Source organism: Colwellia sp. BRX10-4, assembly GCF_014077465.1.
Classification (GTDB): domain Bacteria; phylum Pseudomonadota; class Gammaproteobacteria; order Enterobacterales; family Alteromonadaceae; genus Colwellia_A.
The window spans coordinates 1-20,350 of record NZ_JACGVZ010000022.1 but is presented as its reverse complement, the minus strand read 5'-3'; the positions used below and the strand labels follow the sequence as shown (position 1 = coordinate 20,350).

At 38.1% G+C, this 20,350-nt stretch carries 15 protein-coding genes; 12 read left to right on the top strand and 3 right to left on the bottom strand.

Translation table 11 applies throughout. The features are described from left to right. Nucleotides 1-50 precede the first annotated feature (50 nt). The 10 genes from recC to H4J67_RS15360 all read left to right on the top strand — a co-directional run bounded on the left by recC (nucleotide 51) and on the right by H4J67_RS15360 (nucleotide 16,194). Nucleotides 51-3,518, top strand: coding sequence for an exodeoxyribonuclease V subunit gamma (recC, locus tag H4J67_RS15405; protein WP_259368632.1), 3,468 nt, complete (start codon nucleotides 51-53; stop codon nucleotides 3,516-3,518). Continuing rightward, nucleotides 3,515-7,081 carry an exodeoxyribonuclease V subunit beta gene (recB, locus tag H4J67_RS15400; RefSeq protein ID WP_182204251.1) on the top strand — a complete coding sequence of 1,189 codons (3,567 nt, stop codon included), beginning with the start codon at nucleotides 3,515-3,517 and terminating at the stop codon, nucleotides 7,079-7,081. Before recC ends, recB begins: the two co-directional genes overlap by 4 nt. Before the next feature lie 4 nt (nucleotides 7,082-7,085). Beyond that, nucleotides 7,086-9,047 (top strand): exodeoxyribonuclease V subunit alpha, encoded by a 1,962-nt coding sequence (gene recD, locus H4J67_RS15395; protein WP_182204250.1) that lies wholly within the window; start codon nucleotides 7,086-7,088, stop codon nucleotides 9,045-9,047. 80 nt (nucleotides 9,048-9,127) lie between these two features. Further along, nucleotides 9,128-9,694: a DUF3087 family protein gene (locus H4J67_RS15390; protein WP_182204249.1), complete on the top strand. Its 567-nt coding sequence runs from the start codon at nucleotides 9,128-9,130 to the stop codon at nucleotides 9,692-9,694. A gap of 70 nt (nucleotides 9,695-9,764) precedes the next feature. Next, on the top strand, nucleotides 9,765-10,034 hold the full coding sequence (locus tag H4J67_RS15385) for a DUF5062 family protein (RefSeq protein WP_070376721.1): 270 nt from the start codon (nucleotides 9,765-9,767) through the stop codon (nucleotides 10,032-10,034). Between the two features lie 71 nt (nucleotides 10,035-10,105). Continuing rightward, on the top strand, nucleotides 10,106-10,276 hold the full coding sequence (locus H4J67_RS15380) for a DUF2986 domain-containing protein (protein ID WP_182204248.1): 171 nt from the start codon (nucleotides 10,106-10,108) through the stop codon (nucleotides 10,274-10,276). Between the two features lie 9 nt (nucleotides 10,277-10,285). After that, nucleotides 10,286-11,125, top strand: a complete 840-nt coding sequence (locus H4J67_RS15375) for a hypothetical protein (protein ID WP_182204245.1) — start codon at nucleotides 10,286-10,288, stop codon at nucleotides 11,123-11,125. 123 nt (nucleotides 11,126-11,248) lie between these two features. After that, nucleotides 11,249-11,662, top strand: a complete 414-nt coding sequence (locus H4J67_RS15370) for a CBS domain-containing protein (RefSeq protein ID WP_070376723.1) — start codon at nucleotides 11,249-11,251, stop codon at nucleotides 11,660-11,662. Nucleotides 11,663-11,821: 159 nt separating this feature from the next. Next, nucleotides 11,822-15,796, top strand: coding sequence for an ATP-dependent RNA helicase HrpA (gene hrpA, locus H4J67_RS15365; RefSeq protein WP_182204275.1), 3,975 nt, complete (start codon nucleotides 11,822-11,824; stop codon nucleotides 15,794-15,796). A gap of 98 nt (nucleotides 15,797-15,894) precedes the next feature. Beyond that, on the top strand, nucleotides 15,895-16,194 hold the full coding sequence (locus tag H4J67_RS15360; RefSeq protein WP_182204243.1) for a PilZ domain-containing protein: 300 nt from the start codon (nucleotides 15,895-15,897) through the stop codon (nucleotides 16,192-16,194). Here the strand turns inward: H4J67_RS15360 and H4J67_RS21295 are convergent. After that, nucleotides 16,162-16,242, bottom strand: coding sequence for a hypothetical protein (locus tag H4J67_RS21295; RefSeq protein ID WP_404842802.1), 81 nt, complete (start codon nucleotides 16,240-16,242; stop codon nucleotides 16,162-16,164). The genes H4J67_RS15360 and H4J67_RS21295 overlap by 33 nt on opposite strands. A 42-nt stretch (nucleotides 16,243-16,284) precedes the next feature. Further along, complete coding sequence (locus H4J67_RS15355; protein ID WP_182204241.1) at nucleotides 16,285-17,475, bottom strand: class I SAM-dependent methyltransferase; 1,191 nt, start codon at nucleotides 17,473-17,475, stop codon at nucleotides 16,285-16,287. A gap of 112 nt (nucleotides 17,476-17,587) precedes the next feature. Here H4J67_RS15355 and H4J67_RS15350 point away from each other — a divergent pair, with 112 nt between their 5' ends. After that, nucleotides 17,588-17,857, top strand: coding sequence for an acylphosphatase (locus H4J67_RS15350; RefSeq protein ID WP_182170708.1), 270 nt, complete (start codon nucleotides 17,588-17,590; stop codon nucleotides 17,855-17,857). 59 nt (nucleotides 17,858-17,916) lie between these two features. Continuing rightward, nucleotides 17,917-18,897, top strand: a complete 981-nt coding sequence (locus H4J67_RS15345) for an NAD(P)H-quinone oxidoreductase (RefSeq protein WP_182170711.1) — start codon at nucleotides 17,917-17,919, stop codon at nucleotides 18,895-18,897. Between the two features lie 130 nt (nucleotides 18,898-19,027). On the opposite strand, the gene H4J67_RS15340 is transcribed toward H4J67_RS15345, so the two are convergent. Further along, nucleotides 19,028-19,999 (bottom strand): integron integrase, encoded by a 972-nt coding sequence (locus tag H4J67_RS15340; RefSeq protein ID WP_182204273.1) that lies wholly within the window; start codon nucleotides 19,997-19,999, stop codon nucleotides 19,028-19,030. Nucleotides 20,000-20,350: the final 351 nt, after the last annotated feature.

Genomic DNA, 20,350 nt, shown 5'->3' with positions numbered 1-20,350 from the left:
ATTGTTATGCTTAAATTTAGGCAGAAAATATTGCACCTAAGGCTTTCATATTGTTCTATCTTTATCCGGCTAATAAAATGGAAAGTTTATTAGCACTTCTCGATAAAATCCAACAGGTTTCACCACTTCCTATTTTCAGCCAAGAAATGATTGTTGTGCAAAATGCCGGTATGCAGCATTGGCTTAATATGTCGTTAGCCCAGCAACGCGGTATCAGCATGAATATCAGTTATGCCTTGCCGTCACAGTTTTTATGGAAACTGGTCAGAAGCATGGCCAGCGATGAAGATGTACCCGACCAATCGCCGTTCTCTCGTGAAGTGCTTTCATGGCGAATAGATCAATTACTTGGCAGTGCTGTTGTTATACAAGACCCTGATTTTTCCAGTGCAAGCCAATACTGGTTAGGGGCAACTATTGATGAAGATGATTTAGCTAATAGATCTGTTGGTGAATCTGAAAAAATAAAGCAAGACAAGCCAAGAATCTTTACCGAACAGCAAACCTTAAAACGCTATCAACTTGCTTGTCAATTAGCTGATTTATATGAGCAATATTTGATTTTTAGGCCGCAGTGGATTAATGATTGGCATCAAGGTAAGAGCAGCCAAAGTTTTGTTAACAAAGAACAAGCGTTAGCCGTTGAAAAATGGCAAGCAAAATTATGGCAATTGTTAACGCAAGAGCAAAGTTATAATCCACTTGAGTTAGTCAATAAAGCCATTAAAAATATTGTTAGCAAAAAGCACTTATTGCCACCGCGCTTATCTTTTTTTGGTATCAATGCGATGGCGCCAATGTGGTTATCATTTATTGAAGCGATAAGTGAACATCTTGATGTACATTTTTTCCATCTTAATCCCTGTTTTGATTATTGGGGCGATATACAATCAGAAAAACAAGCGATTAATTTACTCTCAAAATGGGTCGTCGGGCACGATGACATTACCGTAAATGTTGGTAACCCTTTGCTGGCTAATTTAGGTCAACAGGGCCGCGAGTTTATGGCCTTGCTTAACGATTATTCAACGGTAAATATTGAAGTTTTTGATGCGGTTGAACAAAGTGATGGAGCAGCAAATATATCGGTTTTGCAGCAAGTTCAACAAGACATTTTGACGTTAACTGATCAAAGAAGCACCGCCAAAAACCAACAAGATAACTCGATTGTTTTTACCAGCGCACACAGCGCATTACGTGAAGTGCAAGGCTTGCACGACTGGTTACTGCATCAGTTCAATGATGATAAAACCTTAACCCCCAAAGATGTATTAGTGATGTGCCCACAAGTTGAACAATACGCCCCTTATGTTAGTGCTGTATTTGCACGAGGCTGGCAAGACTTAGCGGATAAAATCCCGCCATTACCTTGTTCTATTGCCGACCGGGTCAGCAAAGATGCAGAGCCCGTTGTGGCCGCTTTTACCCAATTACTGAGTTTACCCGATAGTCGTTTTCAAGTTTCCCAAATCATTGGCATGTTACGTTTACCTGCCATGCAAAATAAATTTTCAATCAGTCTTGAAGAGCTAGACAAAATGTCTGCTTGGCTTGAGCAAGCTTGTGTGCACTGGGGCGTTGACCAGCAACATAAGCAACAGGTCTTGCATAGCCTCGAAGTTAATAATGCTTTTACCTGGCAACAAGGTTTGTCGCGATTAATGCGTGGCTTTGCTTTTTCTGACCGTTCAATATACGTAGATGAACAGCTGTATTTACCCCATGTCGAGGGCAACGATGCCATTTTACTGGGTAAGTTAATGTTGATTATCGAGCAATTACAGTATTTTTCTCAGCAACTTGGCCAAGATAAATCAGCCAATCAGTGGCAACAATTTTTATTAACGATGTTAAATAGTCTTTTTGAAGTAACCGACGAAATGGCCTTTAACGTTATTGACCAAGCAATTGGCTCTTTGGCCGAATACTGTCAACATGCTAATTATCAGCCCAATATCAGTTTGAGTGTGGTACGTGACTTTCTGACAAATCATTTTAGTCAGCCCGATCCCGGTCGGCAATTTATGGTTGGGCAAATCACCTTTTGCTCGATGTTACCGATGCGCAGTATTCCCTTTAAAGTGATTGCTATTTTAGGCTTGAACGATGGCGAATTTCCTCGACAACGCCAACCGCTAGGTTTTGATCTTATGGCGAGTAGTAAAAGCGAATTGGGTGACAGATCGCGTCGTGGTGACGACAGATACTTGTTTTTAGAAGCCATTATATCAGCGCGAAAGGCATTATATTTAAGCTATCAAGGCCGTAATATTCGTAATAATAATGAAAAACAGCCTTCGGTTGTCCTCAAAGAATTGATGGAATATTTAGAAGCAGGCTATGGCTGGCAATTACATAATGCTGAGGTTGGCAATGAAGAAAATGATAATGGTGATCGATCTTCAGATATTAAACAATTACCGATGCAAGCATTCAGCGAGTATAATTATTTAGGCAAATTTAAAAGCTTTGACCCTAATTGGTTGAAACTTAAATCAGCTAAAAAAAACCAACAAAGCGATGTTTTATTGTTGCCACATACGAGCATTGTTGATGATGAGCCGCAAGTTGTCGATATTAATGAACTGATCCGCTTTTTTCAGCATCCGGCAAAAGCCTTTGCTCAACGACACTTACAGTTGTTCTTTGAAAACCACGAAACACAACTTGATGATACTGAGCCATTCAGTGAAAACTTCTTGCAGAGTTATTTGTTACGCCAACAGCTGTTAGCACTTTATCTCGTGGGTAGCAGCGAAGATGAGATCTCTTCTGCGGTAAGTGCGGCAGGGGTGAGTGGCGTTTTTCCTGATTTACCCAGTACCCATGATAGTCTAGAGCGCTGGCGTGATGACAGTGAAACCTTTAGTGAGTTCATTCAAAGTCAAAGCCAATTAACCAACGACAGCTTACCGATAACGTTTATCAATACCGAGCTTGATGTGGTGCTTACCAATAACAGTCATTTTACCCTCAGTGCTAATTTCCCGGTGCAAGCGGACAGCTTAATGTTTTATCGCAGCTCTTCGGCAAAAGGCAAAGACTTGTTTGGCCTTTATCTACATCAAATTATTATGCAGTGCTGGCAAGCAAATACCTCGAACTTAAATGCGGCTCATTTAACCGAAGAGCAAAATATGCTTGCGCAGGTGAATGTCACTAAAGGTTTTTATTTTGATACCAAAAATCAAAAACCAACACAGTACCGTTTTAGTAAAATAGACAATGCCCACGTACAACTCGCTTTTATTGTTGAGACCTATATTAAAGGGCAACAGCAAGCTTTATTACTTAATACTGAATTGATTGAAAAATTCTTTAAAGCTAAAGCTTTTACGCAAAGTAGTTTTGAAAAAATATGGTCTGACAGTGGCAGTATGCTTAGCGTGGTAAAACCCCTAGGACAAGACCCTTATATGCACTATTTCTGGCAGCAATGTCCTGAATTTTCCGAGTACCAATCAACATTCATCGCACTTTATCAACCGATGTGGCAAGCTCAGGAGCAAATAAAATGAAGATGAATAATCTTATTGCTCATCAGATCCCGTTGCAGGGTAAGCACTTAATTGAAGCCAGTGCCGGTACCGGTAAAACCTTTAATATCACTCGCTTGTATTTACGGCTATTACTCGAAAAGCAATTACCCGTTGAACAAATACTGGTAATGACCTTTACCAAAGATGCGACCGAAGAACTACGTGGCCGTATCGATAGTTTTATTCGCCAAGCGCTTAACCATTGGGACGAGTTAATTGTCAGCGATGAGTTCTTTAGCGCGATAAGTCAGCACATTGATGAAAAGTCGGCAAAGATACGTTTGCGCCAAGCATTGTTATATTTAGATGAAGCGGCAATATTAACCATACATGGTTTTTGTAAACGGGTATTAAGCCAACATGCCTTTGCTAGTGGTGTCGCCTTTAACGCGCAAATGGAAACTAATTGCCAAGATTTAGTGCTACAAGCTTGCCAAGATTGGTATCGAGTATTGGCAAAAGATAGCCCTGAACACTTCAAGCAAGTGATGCAGTTTTGGCCAAATCCGTTAAATTTTCTCAGCCAATTTTCTAAAGCCATTAGTAAACATAATGCGCTTGATGTCGTCAATGTTGCTGCAATAGAGCAGTTATTTACCGAATTAGTACAGCAAGCGGTTTATAACCTTGAGAACAACATACCACTGCTGACTCAGTACCTTATTGATGTTAAAAAAGGCAGTGAACGTGAAAAACGTCAACAAGAGCTTGACTCATTAATTCAATGGTTACATCGACTTGCTAAAGATCTGCGTGTTGCTGATGAAAAAATGCCAGATGGTTTTATTGATGGCAAGCGTTACGCGCGCTCGGTAGGTAAAATTGAACTGTTAGCGGTATTTGAACCCGTAAAAATGGTTAAAGCTGAATTGAAATCCCTGGCTAAAAAGATTGAAAAAGCCAAGGCACTGGTTATTGTCCGCGAAGGTATTTATCAAATACGTGCCAATATCACAGAACAAAAAAGCACCGCCAATATTTTAAGTTTTGACGATCTTATTTCAACCTTGGCCAATTGCTTACAAGCGAAAAGCAATAACGCACAAGTCCTAGCACAAACCCTATTTGAACAATATCCGGTGGCGTTAGTCGATGAATTCCAAGATACCGATCCCTTACAATTTTCGATACTAGAAGCCATATATTATCACCAAAGTACGGCCGCTTTATACATGATAGGCGACCCCAAGCAAGCGATTTATGGTTTTCGAGGGGGCGATGTTTTTGCATATTTATCTGCCCGAAAAGATTGTGACCACCAGTGGTTAATGGATACGAATTGGCGGTCAACACCAGCGATGATCGCTGGCTATAACCGCTTATTTTACGGCGAAGCGATCACTGATAAAGTTGATGTTACTCAAGGGAATAGTCGGGTGTTTGGTTACGATATTCCCTATGTTCCGGTAAAAGCTTCACCGCCAGCACTTATTAAATATAAAACAGTTACCGATAACGCCTTACAATTTGTGCATTTTGTTGATGAAGAAGCAAAAAAATCGGTTGCTCAAAGTTTTCGCCCAGTGATGGCCACTTGGTGTGCCAATGAAATTATCAATTTACTTGCCGCGCCTACAAACGAAAATAACGATAAATTAAGCTCAAAAGATATTGCTATTTTAGTGCGTGATGGCGCTGAAGCACGTGATATAAAACAAGCATTAGAACAGGCTAATTTAGCGTCAGTCTTTATGAGTAATCGCGCTAACTTAATGAAAAGTGAGCAAACAGAGCAATTAATACAGCTGCTAAAAGGGATCTTGTTTGTTGAAAATGAACGCTACTTTAGTGCTGCCATTGCCTGTGATTTACTCGACTATCATCCTGAAAAATATCGTGAATTACAAGAAAATGAACTAGCTTGGCAAGCATTGAAATTTGATTTTGAGCAACTACGTAATGAATGGTTGTATAAAGGTTTTATTTCGATGGCATTAAAATTAATGCATGATCATTTTTGTATCGCCGATGAAAACCAAGATCGCATTTTAACCAATTTATTGCATTTATTTGAAATACTGCAAACAGCCAGTCAACGACACCGTCAACCACAAGAATTACTTTATTGGCTTGAACAACAAAGTCGGGTTGACGACCCAGAAATTGAAGCCGAGTTACGTTTAGAAAGTGATGATAATTTAATACGCATTATTACCCAGCATGGCTCAAAAGGTTTAGAATACCCTGTGGTGTTTGTTCCTTTTGCCACCCGTCATAAAGACCCACTTAAGTTCGGTGCAAGCTCGGTGACCTTTATTGAGTATCATGATGAAAACCACCAGCTCAAATTAAGTTTAGACGGCTCAGACCATGCTAAGGAGTCAATGGCTAATGAGGCTTACGCTGAAGCAATTCGGCTATTATACGTTGCGGTAACCCGAGCAGAAAAACGTTGTTATATCTTAACAACCGCTTTTGATAAAGCCGAGCATTCGCCATTGGGCAGGGCATTAAAGTGGCAAAGTCAGCAAGATATAGAAGAAAACTTACGCCAGCTTGTTAATGATGAACCTAACAACATCAGTTTAGTGACCCTATCATCATTAGAAAACGCCAGTGAGCTTATTGCTCAACAAGCGCCATTAGCTGAAGTTAGTGATAAAACCGGCCAAGTCGCTCAATTTAACGGTAAAATAGAACGCGATTGGTGGCTAAGTTCATTTTCAGCCTTAAGTCGAAATTTACGTCACGGCGGTGTCTCTTCGCCTGATCGTGATAACCCACTCGAAAAAAATAGCATGACTGACCTTCAGTCTAGTGCAATGCAAGCGAGTAGTTTATTACGCTTTAATTTAGCAAAAGGGGCTCATACAGGTAATTTATTGCATGATATTTTAGAACATACTGATTTTAATGCCCCCGACTGGCAAGAAGCTATGCATTGGCCCTTGCAAAAGTATGGAGAACTAACCGCGGGTTATCAAGCTGAAGATCTGCAGAGTTGGTTAGCGCAAATGATTAATTCGCCATTGGGTAATCGCGCATTAGATATTGATAATAGCGAGCCTTTTAGCTTAGCTGACCTAAAGCAAACAAAAACACTGCGAGAAAGTGAATTTTATTATCCAATGTGCTCAGCGAGTACTGATAAATTAACGCAGATATTGTCAAAACATCGTAATACGCACAGTCAATCAACACAGCAATCAATTGTTCGCTTACCGGCATACCAGCAGCTAAAAGGTATGATGCACGGCTTTATTGATTTGATTTTTGAGCATAATAATAAATATTATATCTGTGATTATAAGTCCAGCCACTTAGGCAATGATTTTAGTGACTATAACCAGCAAGCAATGAAAGAGAATATTGAAAAAAATCACTATGACTTACAATACCTGATTTATGCGTTAGCCTTACACCGTTATTTAAGTCACAGCTTAGATAATTATGATGTAGAACAGCATTTTGGTGGCACTTACTATTTATATTTACGCGGTATGACCGACCAAGTTGAACACATCAATTATGGTGTTTACTATCGAAAAATTGAGGCGCACGAACTTGCCGCACTTGATCAATTGTTTTTAGGAGTTGAATAAGCATATGGCAGTGTTATATAAGCAGTTCAGTCATGCTCAACAGCAGCTTAATAATATTGAAGCGGTTGACTACTTTTTTGCAAAAGAAATTCAACAAAGCCTAGTTAATCGCGACAAGCATAATAATAATGACAACCAACAACTTTTTCACTTACTGCTTGCCCTCAGTGAAAGCCTTAGGGCAGGGCATAGTTGTTTACCTTTAGCCACTATCTCGAGTACGCGCTTTGGGTATAGCTGCGATAAACAAGGTATTGTTACTCATAACGGCTTTACCTTTGCCGAGCAACCACAGTTAGTCAGTCTATGTGAACACTTGTCTATTATGGCTGAAGATAACCACGCGATTGTTTTTTATGAAAATAATCTGTATCTACGTCGTTATTACCATTTTGAGCAAGAGCTACTGACTTTTATTTCAGCAAAAAGTGCTCAAGCCAAGGATTTAAATGTACAAACATTTAACGTCGTTGATATTAAAAGCTGCTTAGCAACACTCTTTCCACAGCAAAAGTCAGCAGATGATAACGATGAAATAGATTGGCAAATGGTTGCGGTTGCCAATGCTATTAATAAAAAATTGAGTATTATTGCTGGCGGGCCAGGTACAGGTAAAACCTATACGGTGACTAAGTTGTTAGCAGCTTTGGTGATGTTAAACTCAAGTTCAAGCTCAAATGAAAAGCCCAATGCAGATTTAAAGATAGCCTTGGTAGCGCCAACGGGTAAGGCGGCTCAGCGTTTATCTGAATCAGTTACTAATGCTTTACAAGGATTTACAGGACAAATAAGTGCAACGGTTTTATCAAAAATACCGCAAGAGGCACAAACGCTGCATCGACTCTTAGGTGTTATTCCTAACAGTGTTAATTTTCGCCACCACCAAGATAATTTGCTTAATATTGATGTGCTGTTAATTGATGAAGTGTCAATGGTCGATTTGGCGTTAATGGTAAGAGTTTTTAGAGCTTTGCCTAGCCATTGCCAAATCATACTTTTAGGCGATGCGGATCAACTGCCATCCGTTGCTGCTGGAAGTGTACTTAACGATTTAGCACCTAAGCCACATCGTGGCTACAGCCCTGAGAATCATCAATATTTAAGCCAAGTTAGCCAATGTGTAAATTTACCTCAGTGGAAAAAATCGCCAAAATCATCAGGGTTGACCCTCGCCGCAGATCACGTGGTGTTTCTAGACAAAAGTAGACGTTTTGATGGTGAAGGTGGGATCGGAAAAATAGCGAGCCATGTTATTAATGGCCGCTTTAGCGAAAGTTGGCAATTATTAACAGAAAAACTAGTCATAGATAATAACCACCAAGACGTGCTTCAGTCTGGCGATACCTTATGCTTACTCGAAGGTAAAGCCAGTTCTTGGTTAGCAGCATTCGTTAGTGAGTATTACGCGCCCATTTTTGCGCAAAAAACAGTGTCTGCTGCCTTTAAACAATTACAAAAATTTCGTATCTTATGCGCAACACGTGTTGGTGAGCAGGGAGTTGAGTCGTTAAACGAACAAGTACAAAATATACTGATTAAACGCGGTGATATTAATGCTTTTGAGACTCTCTATTGCGGGCAACCTATTATGATCAATGTTAATAATTATTCACTAGGTTTATACAACGGCGACATTGGTTTGTTGTGGAAAAATGAGTCGGGCCATTTAATGGCTGTTTTTGAGCAAGCAAACAACGAATATAAGTGGGTGAATCCGGCGCGTTTACCTCAGCATGAAACCGTTTATGCGATGACCATTCATAAAACTCAAGGCAGTGAGTTCGAGCATGTTGTGATGGTCTTACCGGAACAATCTGATAATAAATTACTTTCTAGGGAATTAATGTATACCGCTATTACTCGGGCTAAGCAAAAACTGAGTATCGCTACCTTAGCGAATGTTTGGCGACAAGGAGCCACAACAAAAACAACACGCTATTCAGGTATCGACCTCTATAAAAAATAAAGCTAGAGAATAGGGTTTACTGAAAGAAATTACGTTAGAATAACCTTTTAATTTTAGTAACCCATTAATTAAGTTGTAGCATGACGTTAAAAGACATAGATAAAAAAGCTTATCGCAGTAAGCTTAATCAAGTGATTGTTGGTTTTATTGTTACCTTCGCAATATTAGCCATTGCTTTTGGTGGTATATTGATTGCAGTATTTGCAGAGCCCTTAGCGCTTGATACCATAGCTCAAACGAGTATTAATACCGCGATAGAGTCGGGCCAGCAAACCAGTAATTTTCGTTATAACTTTTTAGGCGTCATTCTGGCATTGTTAACGTGTGCTGGGATACTAAGACAATTAAAAAACACCCCGTTTTTTAATGAAATTTATTATGTTTGGCAACTTAAACAAACACAGAATATTATTTATCGTCGTTTGAAAAAAATTAAACAAGCGAGTATTAATGGTGATGAAAATGCATTAATTATTTTGAAATTTTATTATGCTAGCCTAAAGCAGCTTTATTTATTAGATGACAATACACTCACTATGTCGTCGTTAGAGGCTGATATTACTCATCTTGAGGGGTTAATCACTCAACATGGAAAAGAAATTACTACCGAGCATTTTACCAAAGTGTTACTTTCAAGCTATAAATAACGAATCGACCTTGATGGCAGTAAATTAAATGCCTTTTACTTTGATATAAAGCCACAATAAAAGAAGCCCAATGAAAAAACCTAAAAAGTTAAAAAATGAAACTGCTTTATTAAAAAAAGCGATTGAAGTTGGCGAAAAATATGCGATGAACCGAGGTTATAATGGTTTTTCTGCTACCAATGCTTCAAAAGACAAGGTTGAAAGCTTGTACCGTCTATTGGTTAATGACAAACTTATTCAAGCTTCGCCCGCTGATGGCGAAGACTTGCTCAGTATGAAACACCGATTAGCAATGTGGATAGCAAAGCAATTACCTGAAGACCATCCATTACTTAAGTAATAAATGCCTATTTTAATGATAGGGACTGTGCGTTAAATAACGCTTTATAAATTTAAATATAGAAAAATAAAATGAACCGTAAGAAAAAAATAAACGCCGCGTTAAAAAGTAAGCAGAAAAAAGCCAATGCTAAATTACATACCAGTAACAAGCCCCGTTATGTTTCAATAGCTGAACGAGCGCTTTTAGAAGGAAAAGAAGCGGCTGTTCAAACAACTGATGAACCGCAACTTACTGAGTAATTATTGGTTATGCTAGCTAAACTATTAAATATTATAAAACCAGCGAGTAAAATTGATGTAAGTGATGCCATTGATCAAGATAGTCATCAATGGATCCTAGATACTTTTTCTTGGGCGCTTACACATTTTGATGTTGCAGAGTTTAAAAATAATAGTCAGCTTGTATTACCTAATAATCAATTTTATCAAGGTAGTGTAACGAGTGTTCATGAAATGGCACTGAGTATTTTTAAACAAACAACCACTTATGCCGGTATGCAGCAGTGGCCCATTATATTGATCACACCAGAGCAGTTTTTTGCGGGTACTAAGCAAATAACCATTCCACCGTTTAATATGGTTGACCATTGTCGTGGTAACAATACGCCCTTTGCTAAGTTAAGTGAAGAAGATACAGCGAAGCTTCAACAACAGCCGATCATGCTTTCTTATGGCGAAAATCAAGTTAATCAGCCACAAGATCTTATTTCGTCCATTGTACAAAACCTTGCGAATATTCTGATTGTCCAACAAACTAGTTTACCACCAGGTGGCAAAGAGTTTATTCCTCAAGCCGTTGATGTTATCGCTTGTTTTATGGGCTTTGGTATCATATTTAGTAACACAGCTTATCAATTTAGAGGCGGCTGTGGCTCGTGTAATAACCCTAATGCAAACCGTCAGTCGGCATTGCCAGAAAATGAAACAGTGCATGCTTTAGCGCTATTTTGTTTGCTTAAAGCGATAAGACCTAACGCGGTAAAACCTCATTTAAAATCACATTTACGAAAACAGTTTTCGCTTTCCTATCATGCTTTAACAAACACCATAAAAAATTCTCCGGATCCCGTTTTACTGTCTTTACTTTAATCAAGCGATGTTTATTAAAAATAAAATCTATTTTCACTAAATTCATGATTTATTAAATAAAAGCGTCTACAGTTATTTTTATTGGTTGGGCATTTTATTTTTGATTTTAGTGAGGTAATAACTATGTTGAGTATCCAAGTAAAAGACTATATGAACCACTATCCAGTTACTTTTACTTCAGAAATGGTGGTTGAAGAGGCGGCGTTGCGCTTTTTAAAAACAAAGCAAATTGGTGGCCCAGTGATCGATGGTAATAATCGTGTTATTGGTTTTCTCTCTGAAAGTGATGTTTTAGCAACAATGCTACAGACTATTTATCATAATGAACATGTAAGTGATGTTGCCGCATTGATGCGCAAAGAAGTATTATCAGTTAAGCCCTCTGACAGTGTCATAGAACTTGCGCAAAGCATGTTACAGAATAAACCTAAAGTTTATCCAGTGGTAGACGAAGATGGTATTTTACTGGGTACTATATGTCGTAATGATGTTCTATACGGTATTGATCAATATACTCGAAGTACCTTTAAACCTTAGTCAGCCCAGTTAATCTTACTCTGTCTATTTGTACCACTTGATTGAAGTGGTACAGACTTAATAAAGCTGGTAAAATTATTTTTTGCTATTTTGTTTGGGTCAACCTTGTCTTCTGAAAAATCTATTACTACCTCTTCTGAATCTCAGCGCAGCCAGGTTATTAACATTGATAAGCTTTTTAGCCGCCTTGGATTGTGTTTTAAATCTGATCAGTTTCGTTTGAAAAAACGCTTAATGTCGAGCAAGAAAATCACTGATAGTGACAAAAAGCAAAAATCACTCAGTCAAATTTCTGCCCATATTGATGAGTCAATCGAAAAAAAGCAGCGTAAAATTCAGAATGTTCCAAAAATCACCTATCCAGAAGATTTGCCGGTATCACAAAATTCTGACGTCATCGCTAAAGCGATAACTGAAAATCAAGTGATTATTATTGCGGGTGAAACAGGCTCGGGCAAAACGACTCAAATTCCAAAAATATGTCTTGCTTTAGGTCGTGGTATCGACGGCATGATTGGTCATACTCAGCCACGTCGTATTGCGGCGCGGACAGTTGCTACACGTATTGCTGATGAATTATCGACAACATTAGGCGACGCGGTTGGTTATAAAGTCCGTTTTAATGACTTGGTGAGTGAAAATAGCTATATAAAATTAATGACCGACGGTATTTTATTGGCAGAAATGCAACATGACCGTTTACTGCGAAAATACGATACGATTATTATTGATGAAGCGCATGAACGTAGTTTAAATATAGACTTTTTATTGGGGTATTTGCGCGAAATATTACCTAAACGTCCTGATTTAAAAATCATTATTACTTCGGCAACCATCGACCCAGAAAGATTTTCACAGCATTTTGCTTCAGCGGACGGCAAACCCGCACCTATTATTGAAGTATCGGGGCGAACGTTCCCTGTTGAAATCCTCTATCGTCCGCTTAATGGCGAAAATAACGATGAAACAGAAGAAGTAAGTAGTAGCGATATCATTAGTGGTATTTTGCAAGCCGTTGACGAACTTGGCCATATTAGCCAAGGCGACATTCTTATTTTTCTCAATGGTGAGCGCGAAATACGAGACGCTGCATTAGCTTTAGAAAGAGCAAATTTACGATACACCCAAGTGTTGCCTTTATATTCACGGTTAACGGTACAAGAACAAAATAGAATTTTTAAACCACACAGTGGCCGTAATATTGTGCTTGCCACTAACGTTGCAGAAACCAGCTTAACCGTACCAGGTATCAAATATGTTATTGACCCGGGCACCGCACGTATTTCTCGTTATAGTTACCGCACTAAAGTACAGCGTTTGCCTATAGAAGCTATTTCTCAAGCCAGTGCTAATCAAAGAGCAGGGCGTTGTGGTCGTGTTTCAGCGGGTATATGTTTACGTTTATACAGTGAAGAGGACTTTCTTGGTCGCCCTGAATTTACTGATCCTGAAATATTGCGTACTAATTTAGCGACAGTTATTTTACAAATGCTGGCGCTTGATCTCGGCGAAATCAGTGACTTTCCTTTTGTTCAGCCACCGGACAGTCGAAATATTAATGACGGTGTTTCATTACTTGAAGAATTAGCGGCGATAGAAAAACAGCAAAACAAAGTGGTATTAACCAAAGCGGGGCGGCTGCTAGCAAAATTCCCCACCGACCCACGTTTATCAAAAATGATTCTGTCTGCTATTGATTTGGGTTGCATTGAGCAAATTTTTATTATTGTTAGTGCGGTAAGTATTCAAGACCCGCGTGAACGTCCCCATGAAAAACAGCAAGCGGCAGATGAAAAACATAATCGCTTTAAAGATAAAGAGTCTGACTTTATCAGCTTGCTTAATTTGTGGCACTACATTCAACAGCAACAAAAAGCGCTGACTAATAACCAATTTCGAAACATGTGTAAAAAAGAGTTTTTAGCTTATATGCGTATTCGTGAATGGCAAGACATTTTTAGTCAGCTTAAATATACACTGCGCGATTTAAACATTCCGATGAGCCGAGTGGAATATACTCCGCCATCGTTAGATGCTAATAATACCGATGTGAGTAAAAAAACTGAGCCAGTAGAAAGTAATAATAACAATATTATTCACCAAGCTATTTTGTCAGGTTTACTCAGTCATTTAGGGCAACTTGACGAAAACAGAGAATATAAGGGTGCACGCAATAGCCGATTCTTCATATTTCCGGGGTCGGGTGTCGCAAAGAAATCACCTAAGTGGATAATGGCAACTGAATTGGTTGAAACCAGCCGTTTGTTTGCTCGTATGGTAGCAAAGATAGATCCACAGTGGATAGAGCCTTTAGCCGAACATCTTATTAAGCGCAATTATAGCGAACCGCACTGGGAGAAAAAGCAAGGTGCGGTAATGGCTTTTGAACAAGTGATGCTATATGGCCTGACCATAGTTGCAAAAAGAAAGATCAGCTTTAATCATATTGAACCTCATACGTGCCGTGAGATATTTATTCGTGAAGCATTAGTCAATGGTGATAGCACCCTTAATGAAAAATTCTATCAGCAAAATCATCAACGAGTTGCGAGCATTGAGAAGTTAGAGCAAAAAGCTCGCCGTAAAGACTTTTTAGTAGATGAAGAACGTTTAGTTGAGTTCTATGACGAAAAGTTGCCAGAAACCATTATTTGCCAACGTAGTTTTTTGTCGTGGTGGAAAAAGTCTAAACAAAAAAATGCTCAGTTACTTAATTTTACCGAAGCTTTTTTATTAAACGAAACGGCTAAAGTATTATCAGCCAGCGATTATCCTGATGTTTGGCATCAAGGTAATTTGACCTTGCCGCTAAGTTATCATTTTACTCCAGGTGACATAGATGACGGGATAAGCTTACATATTCCTGTTGGTATTTTGAATCAAATTAAAAATCGGGATTTTGATTGGTTAATTCCAGCGTTGCGACTAGAACTTATTATTGCTTTGATCAGAGGCTTACCTAAACCTTTAAGACGAAATTTTGTACCAGCTCCTAATTATGCAGAAGCTTGTTTGTCAGCGATTAGTGAGGAAGACGGTAAGTTAGTTGCTGCTATTGAAAAACATTTGTTAAGAATGACGGGTGTGCGTTTACCCGAAAATATTTGGCAAGATGTTGAATTGCCTATTCACTTGACGATGAATTTTAAGGTGATTGACGAAAAAGGTGTGCTTATTAATCAAAGTCGTAATTTTGAGCAGTTACAAGCGTCTTTGCAAGGAAAAGTAAAAGCATCAATTAAGAAAGTGGCTGATAAAGGAATAGAGCGTGAACAAATTACTAGCTGGGATTTCAACAACATTCCCAAAGGCTATGAAAAAAATATTGCTAATATCACCATAAAAGCTTTTCCAGCTTTAGTTGATAAAAATAAAACGGTTGCTATAGAATTATTTGAACAAGAAAGTCTTGCTGAGCAAGCGATGGTTAATGGTGTGAGTCGTTTAATTTTATTAAATATACCTTCTCCAGTTAAATACCTACAACAAAACTTGCCTAATAAAGCCAAGTTAAGCCTATATTTTAACCCTTTTGGTTCAATACCTGATTTATTAGACGATTGTATACTCGCTGCTTGCCAGCACTTGGTGAAAGAGCATGGCGACATACCACGTAACCAAAATGATTTTGAAAAAGCTAAAGACCATGTTCGTGCTGAACTTGCCGACTGTGTGCTCGTGTCAGCGTTAAAAGTAGAAAAAGTATTAACCTTAACCCATGACATAGGGAAAAAACTAAAAGGTCGAATGTCTTTAGAGGTTATTCAAGCACAAGCCGACATTAAAGAACAACTTGGCTTACTGGTGTTCAAAGGTTTTGTGACCGCCTCTGGTCATCAACGATTAGAAGACATTGCGCGCTACTTACAAGCGATGTTAAGACGTATGGAAAAGCTGCCGGTTGATCCCAACCAAGACCGATTGAAAATGTTAGAGGTTGCGAAAGTAAATGATGTTTATTTAGCGTTGCTTGCCAAACAGAGCAAAGGCAAGCCTATTGCTGATGACGTTTTAGCGGTGCGCTGGATGATAGAAGAATTTCGTGTTTCTATATTTGCGCAAAATTTAAAGACGGCTTATCCGGTCTCTGCAAAGCGAATTTTAAATCATTTGAAAGAAATTTCAGCAGATTAAGTCGATTTAATCAACAATTCAAGTTTGAAATTTGACACTAAACACTACAATGGGTATAAAAGAGACAATAAAAATTTAAATAATAATATGGAGTAATAATGGTTAACTTTGATGATAAACGAGATTTCTATCGGATGATGTTAAATAGTGATGTAACCGTGACCATTATCGACGATGAAGCGAACAGTCAAATATTAGCGACTTGTCGAGACTTAAGTGCAACGGGTATGGCGATTGAAATGACGCATCCTTTAGAGCTTAATACCCATGTTAAAATTAGTGTGCGGTCTGCGAGCAGCAATGTTCAACCGTTGGAAGTTTCAGGGAAAATAGTACGCGTCACCGAAGAGGGTGAAGAGTGCTTTTTAATTGGAATTAATATTGCCGAAATAGATTAAAGACTGAGCCTTAACTAGGTAATAAACAAACTCATAAAAAACGAGCACTAAGTGCTCGTTTTTTATTTTAAGACAGTCACAAAGAGTGAACTAACTTACTTGGCAGACTAGGCCTTTCAAATAATAACCTTCAGGGTAATTACTCGATATTGGATGATCACCAGCTTGTTGCAAGCGCTCAACAAAATGCACCTCGCGACGAGCATCAAGAGCGGCATCAGCAACTACTTTTTGAAATAGGCTTGCTTCCATTAAACCAGAGCAAGAAAAGGTCAGTAATATACCGTTTGGCTTTAGTAATTGCATAGCAAGCATATTAATGTCTTTGTAACCACGACATGCACCAGTTAGTTGTGCTTTTGATTCAACAAATTTAGGTGGGTCTAAAATTATCATATCAAACTGACGTTTTTCTTCGCGATATTGTCTGAGTAACTTAAATACATCGGCTTTAACAAAAGAAACATTCTTGTCTTGCAGGTTATTAAGGGCAATATTTTCTTCGGCTAAGTCGAGTGCCGATTGAGAAACATCAACATTGATGACTTCTTTAGCGTCATTTGCTGCACAATGTAAGGCGAATGTTCCGGTATAAGAAAAACAATTAAGGACTGATTTATTTTTAGCATATCGACCTGCAGTCACACGAGAATCACGTTGATCTAAATAAAAACCTGTTTTATGGCCTTTTGCGATATCAACATTAATCGATAAACCATGCTCTTTAATCACACATGCGGTTGACTCAAGTGGCTCTGTTAACCAACCTGTGATTGGCTCTAATCCTTCTTTTTTACGTACGTCAACGTCAGAGCGTTCGTAGATGCTACATTGAGGATAGAGCTCTTTAATTACTTCAACTAAGGTATAACGTTGAAAGTCGGCACCAGCACTTAATAGTTGGCAAACAATTAAGTTATCGTATTTATCAATAGTTATACCGGGTAAACCGTCAGATTCACCCGCAATTAAACGATAACCGGTTAAACCGCCTTGTTTGATAAACCATTCACGTCTAGATTGAGCACTTATTAATTTTTTACGAAAAAATTCACTGTCAATTTCTTCATTTTCATTAAAGCTCCAAACTCTAACTCGAATCTGTGATTCTGGCGAGTAAGCACCGCGAGCAAGCCATTTTTCCTTGTGATCAAAGACATCAACGGTATCGCCTAACATCGGATTTCCCTTGATTTTATTAATCGCTTGAGAAAATATCCAAGGATGTTTTCGTAATAAAGACTTCTCTCGGCTTACTTTTAAATAAATTCTTGCTGACATGTGACTATACTTAATGAATTGGTAAATGAAATTGCGCAGAGTGTAGTCAATGCCAAGCTCGGGTGCAATCTTCACGTTAAGTTATTTCAGTCTACGTTAAGGAACAATAAGTATGAATGTTAGTTATATCGCCCATGTTAGCGGAAAAGTACAAGGGGTTTATTTTCGTGCGTCTAGCCAACAAGTCGCTATTGATTATGGTTTAAGTGGTTATGCAAAAAATTTGGAAGATGGGGATGTAGAAATTTTAATATGCGGTGAAGAAAAAGACGTAGATAAAATGTTAGCATGGCTCGCGTACGGACCACCAGAAGCTGAAGTGGTAAGTATGGAGAAAAAACAAGTTAAATGGCAACAACATAACTTTTTCGCGATTAGCTAATCTACCGTTTAGATAATCACCCGAAAAACAAACAAGCGTTTAACAATTTAGAGGTTTATTTGAAATATATCAACGTAACAAGCGATGAGCAGTTAACTTTTGCTGAAACACCCGTACCTGATTTTTCAGGTGATGAATGCTTAATTCGTGTAAAAGCTATTGGCGTAAACCGAGCCGATATTTTACAGCGACAAGGAAATTACCCAGCCCCTAAAGGCGAGTCTACTATTTTAGGATTGGAGGTTTGTGGTGAAATTGTTGCTTGTGGTAGTGCGGTAAATAACTGGAAAACTAATGACAAAGTTTTTGGTTTGGTTGCTGGCGGTGGTTACGCAGAATATGTTGTTATAAAGTCTAGCCAGTTATTTTATCTGCCTGCTACTTTTACTTTTGAACAAGGTGCAGCTTGCGCAGAAACGTTTCTAACGGCCTACCAAAGTCTATTCTTAATTGCTCAGTTACAACCTAAACAATCAGTGTTGATACATGCTGGTGCCAGTGGTGTTGGCTGTGCTGCTATTACACTTGCCAAAGCAAAAGACTGTTTTGTTGTTGTGACCGCTGGCAGTGAAGAAAAATGCCAAGCGTGTTTAAAATTAGGTGCAGATGTTGCAATTAACTACCATCAAAACTCCTTTGAACAATGGAAAAAAGCAAACGTTCCCGATGGCTTTAATGTCATTATTGATGTGGTGGGTGGAGATTACTTACAGAGAAATATAAATGTCGCCGCAGTGGATAGTCACATTGTTATTCTGTCTATTTTACAAGGCCGCTATTGCGAAAAAATTGACATAGGCAAGATGCTTTCAAAACGAATCACTATTACAGCTTCAACGTTACGAAACAGGAGCAATGATTATAAAGCTGAATTAGTGGCTAACTTTAAAGAAGACTTTGGCAAGTTACTTTGCGCAGGGCAGTTATTACCGGTAATTGATACTTGCTATTCATGGGTAAATGCCAATAAAGCCCATCATCGTATGTTGGAAAATGGTAATATCGGCAAGTTAGTATTAATAGTTGAGTTAACAGCGTGAATGCCAATAAGAGTATTTTCTGATAAATTGATTATAATAAAGACAGTTTATTTAACTATAAAAACGTTAAAACACTATCAGTATAAGTAGAAAATAGTACTCATTTAAAGTAAATTAAAAATTACTAACGTTATAGTAAATCAGATAAAGGGCTACGAACACCATTAGCTCCATGCTCAAGTACATGGGTATAAATTTGAGTTGTACGTAAATCGCTGTGCCCTAGTTGTTCTTGAACTGTTCTTATATCAGCGCCTCTTTGCAATAAATGCGTAGCAAATGAATGCCTTAAAGTATGACAAGTTATTATCTTATTTAACTTCAATTGATTTGCTGCTTTTTTGACTGACTTTTGAATACTACTTTCATTGAGATGATGCCGACTAAGGTATTTGAATTCTGGTTCAATACTTAATCGAGCAGAAGGAAATAAATATTGCCACTTGAATTCTTTTGCGGCATTGGGGTATTTGCGATTAAGAGCATTTGGTATCCAGACACCTCTATAGTCAATATTTTCTATATCGCTAGTATGATATTTATTAGTCCTTTGAATTTGGTGGTAAAGTTCAGGTATAAGCTCAGTGGCGAGGGTTACTCGACGATGTTTGTTCCCTTTACCGTTCCAAACTGCGATACAGTGATAATTGAAGTCTATATCTTGTACCCTTAAGCGAATAGCTTCCATTAGCCTTAAACCACTACCATATAAGAGGCTTACTAATAAATGATGTTGTGAGGGTATTTTTGATAGAAGTTTCATAACTTCTGTAGGTGTAAGCACATCAGGTAATTTTCTAGGCCGGCGGCTTAAGTTAAAGTTTAGCTTTAAACTTAATTCGTTTTTTAAAATTTCTTTGTACAAAAAAGCTAATGCATTGAGTGCAAGTGACTGGGTAGCTGTTGAAACGTTTTGTTGATTAACTAAATAACTGAGAAATCTCTCAACTTCGATATCCCCCATGAGTGCAGGGTGAGTTTTATTTGAGTAATTTATAAAATACTTTATCCAATGAATATAAGTTTCTATGGTTCTTTTTGCGTATCTTAAGTTACGCATATGCTCTTCGATACTCATTAAAAAAGGTGATTTAGCGTCCATAATATAAAATCCATATACTGTTGTTATATACAGCTTAGCTGGTGTTCGGTTCTTTTGCCAATATGCCGAAAGATTCGTTGTTGCCCCTTTTGAAATATTTAATAACAATAAAATGTTAGTGTTGTTATTATGTTGTAAAGTATGATGACTATAATTTTAAATAAACAAGGAATGCTAAGTGTTATATATTGCTTAGTTTTTCGGTCTAATAAGCTGTTAGGTTAATAAGGAGGATTCACATTGAAGTGTCCACATTGCGATAAAAAAATAAGTCTATTTTCTAAAACTTTGAATAAATTTGGCAAAGTTAAAGTATGCCCTCATTGCTCTGAACAATTTAAATCATTTATA

Bases quoted from the DNA above. Each gene is read 5' to 3' on its own strand.
- H4J67_RS15340 (WP_182204273.1), bottom strand. From the start codon at position 19,999: ATGGACGCTAAATCACCTTTTTTAATGAGTATCGAAGAGCATATGCGT.
- H4J67_RS15375 (WP_182204245.1), top strand. From the start codon at position 10,286: ATGCTAGCTAAACTATTAAATATTATAAAACCAGCGAGTAAAATTGAT.
- H4J67_RS15360 (WP_182204243.1), top strand. From the start codon at position 15,895: ATGGTTAACTTTGATGATAAACGAGATTTCTATCGGATGATGTTAAAT.
- H4J67_RS15385 (WP_070376721.1), top strand. From the start codon at position 9,765: ATGAAAAAACCTAAAAAGTTAAAAAATGAAACTGCTTTATTAAAAAAA.
- H4J67_RS15350 (WP_182170708.1), top strand. From the start codon at position 17,588: ATGAATGTTAGTTATATCGCCCATGTTAGCGGAAAAGTACAAGGGGTT.
- H4J67_RS15355 (WP_182204241.1), bottom strand. From the start codon at position 17,475: ATGTCAGCAAGAATTTATTTAAAAGTAAGCCGAGAGAAGTCTTTATTA.
- H4J67_RS15370 (WP_070376723.1), top strand. From the start codon at position 11,249: ATGTTGAGTATCCAAGTAAAAGACTATATGAACCACTATCCAGTTACT.
- recB (WP_182204251.1), top strand. From the start codon at position 3,515: ATGAAGATGAATAATCTTATTGCTCATCAGATCCCGTTGCAGGGTAAG.
- H4J67_RS15380 (WP_182204248.1), top strand. From the start codon at position 10,106: ATGAACCGTAAGAAAAAAATAAACGCCGCGTTAAAAAGTAAGCAGAAA.
- recD (WP_182204250.1), top strand. From the start codon at position 7,086: ATGGCAGTGTTATATAAGCAGTTCAGTCATGCTCAACAGCAGCTTAAT.
- H4J67_RS15390 (WP_182204249.1), top strand. From the start codon at position 9,128: ATGACGTTAAAAGACATAGATAAAAAAGCTTATCGCAGTAAGCTTAAT.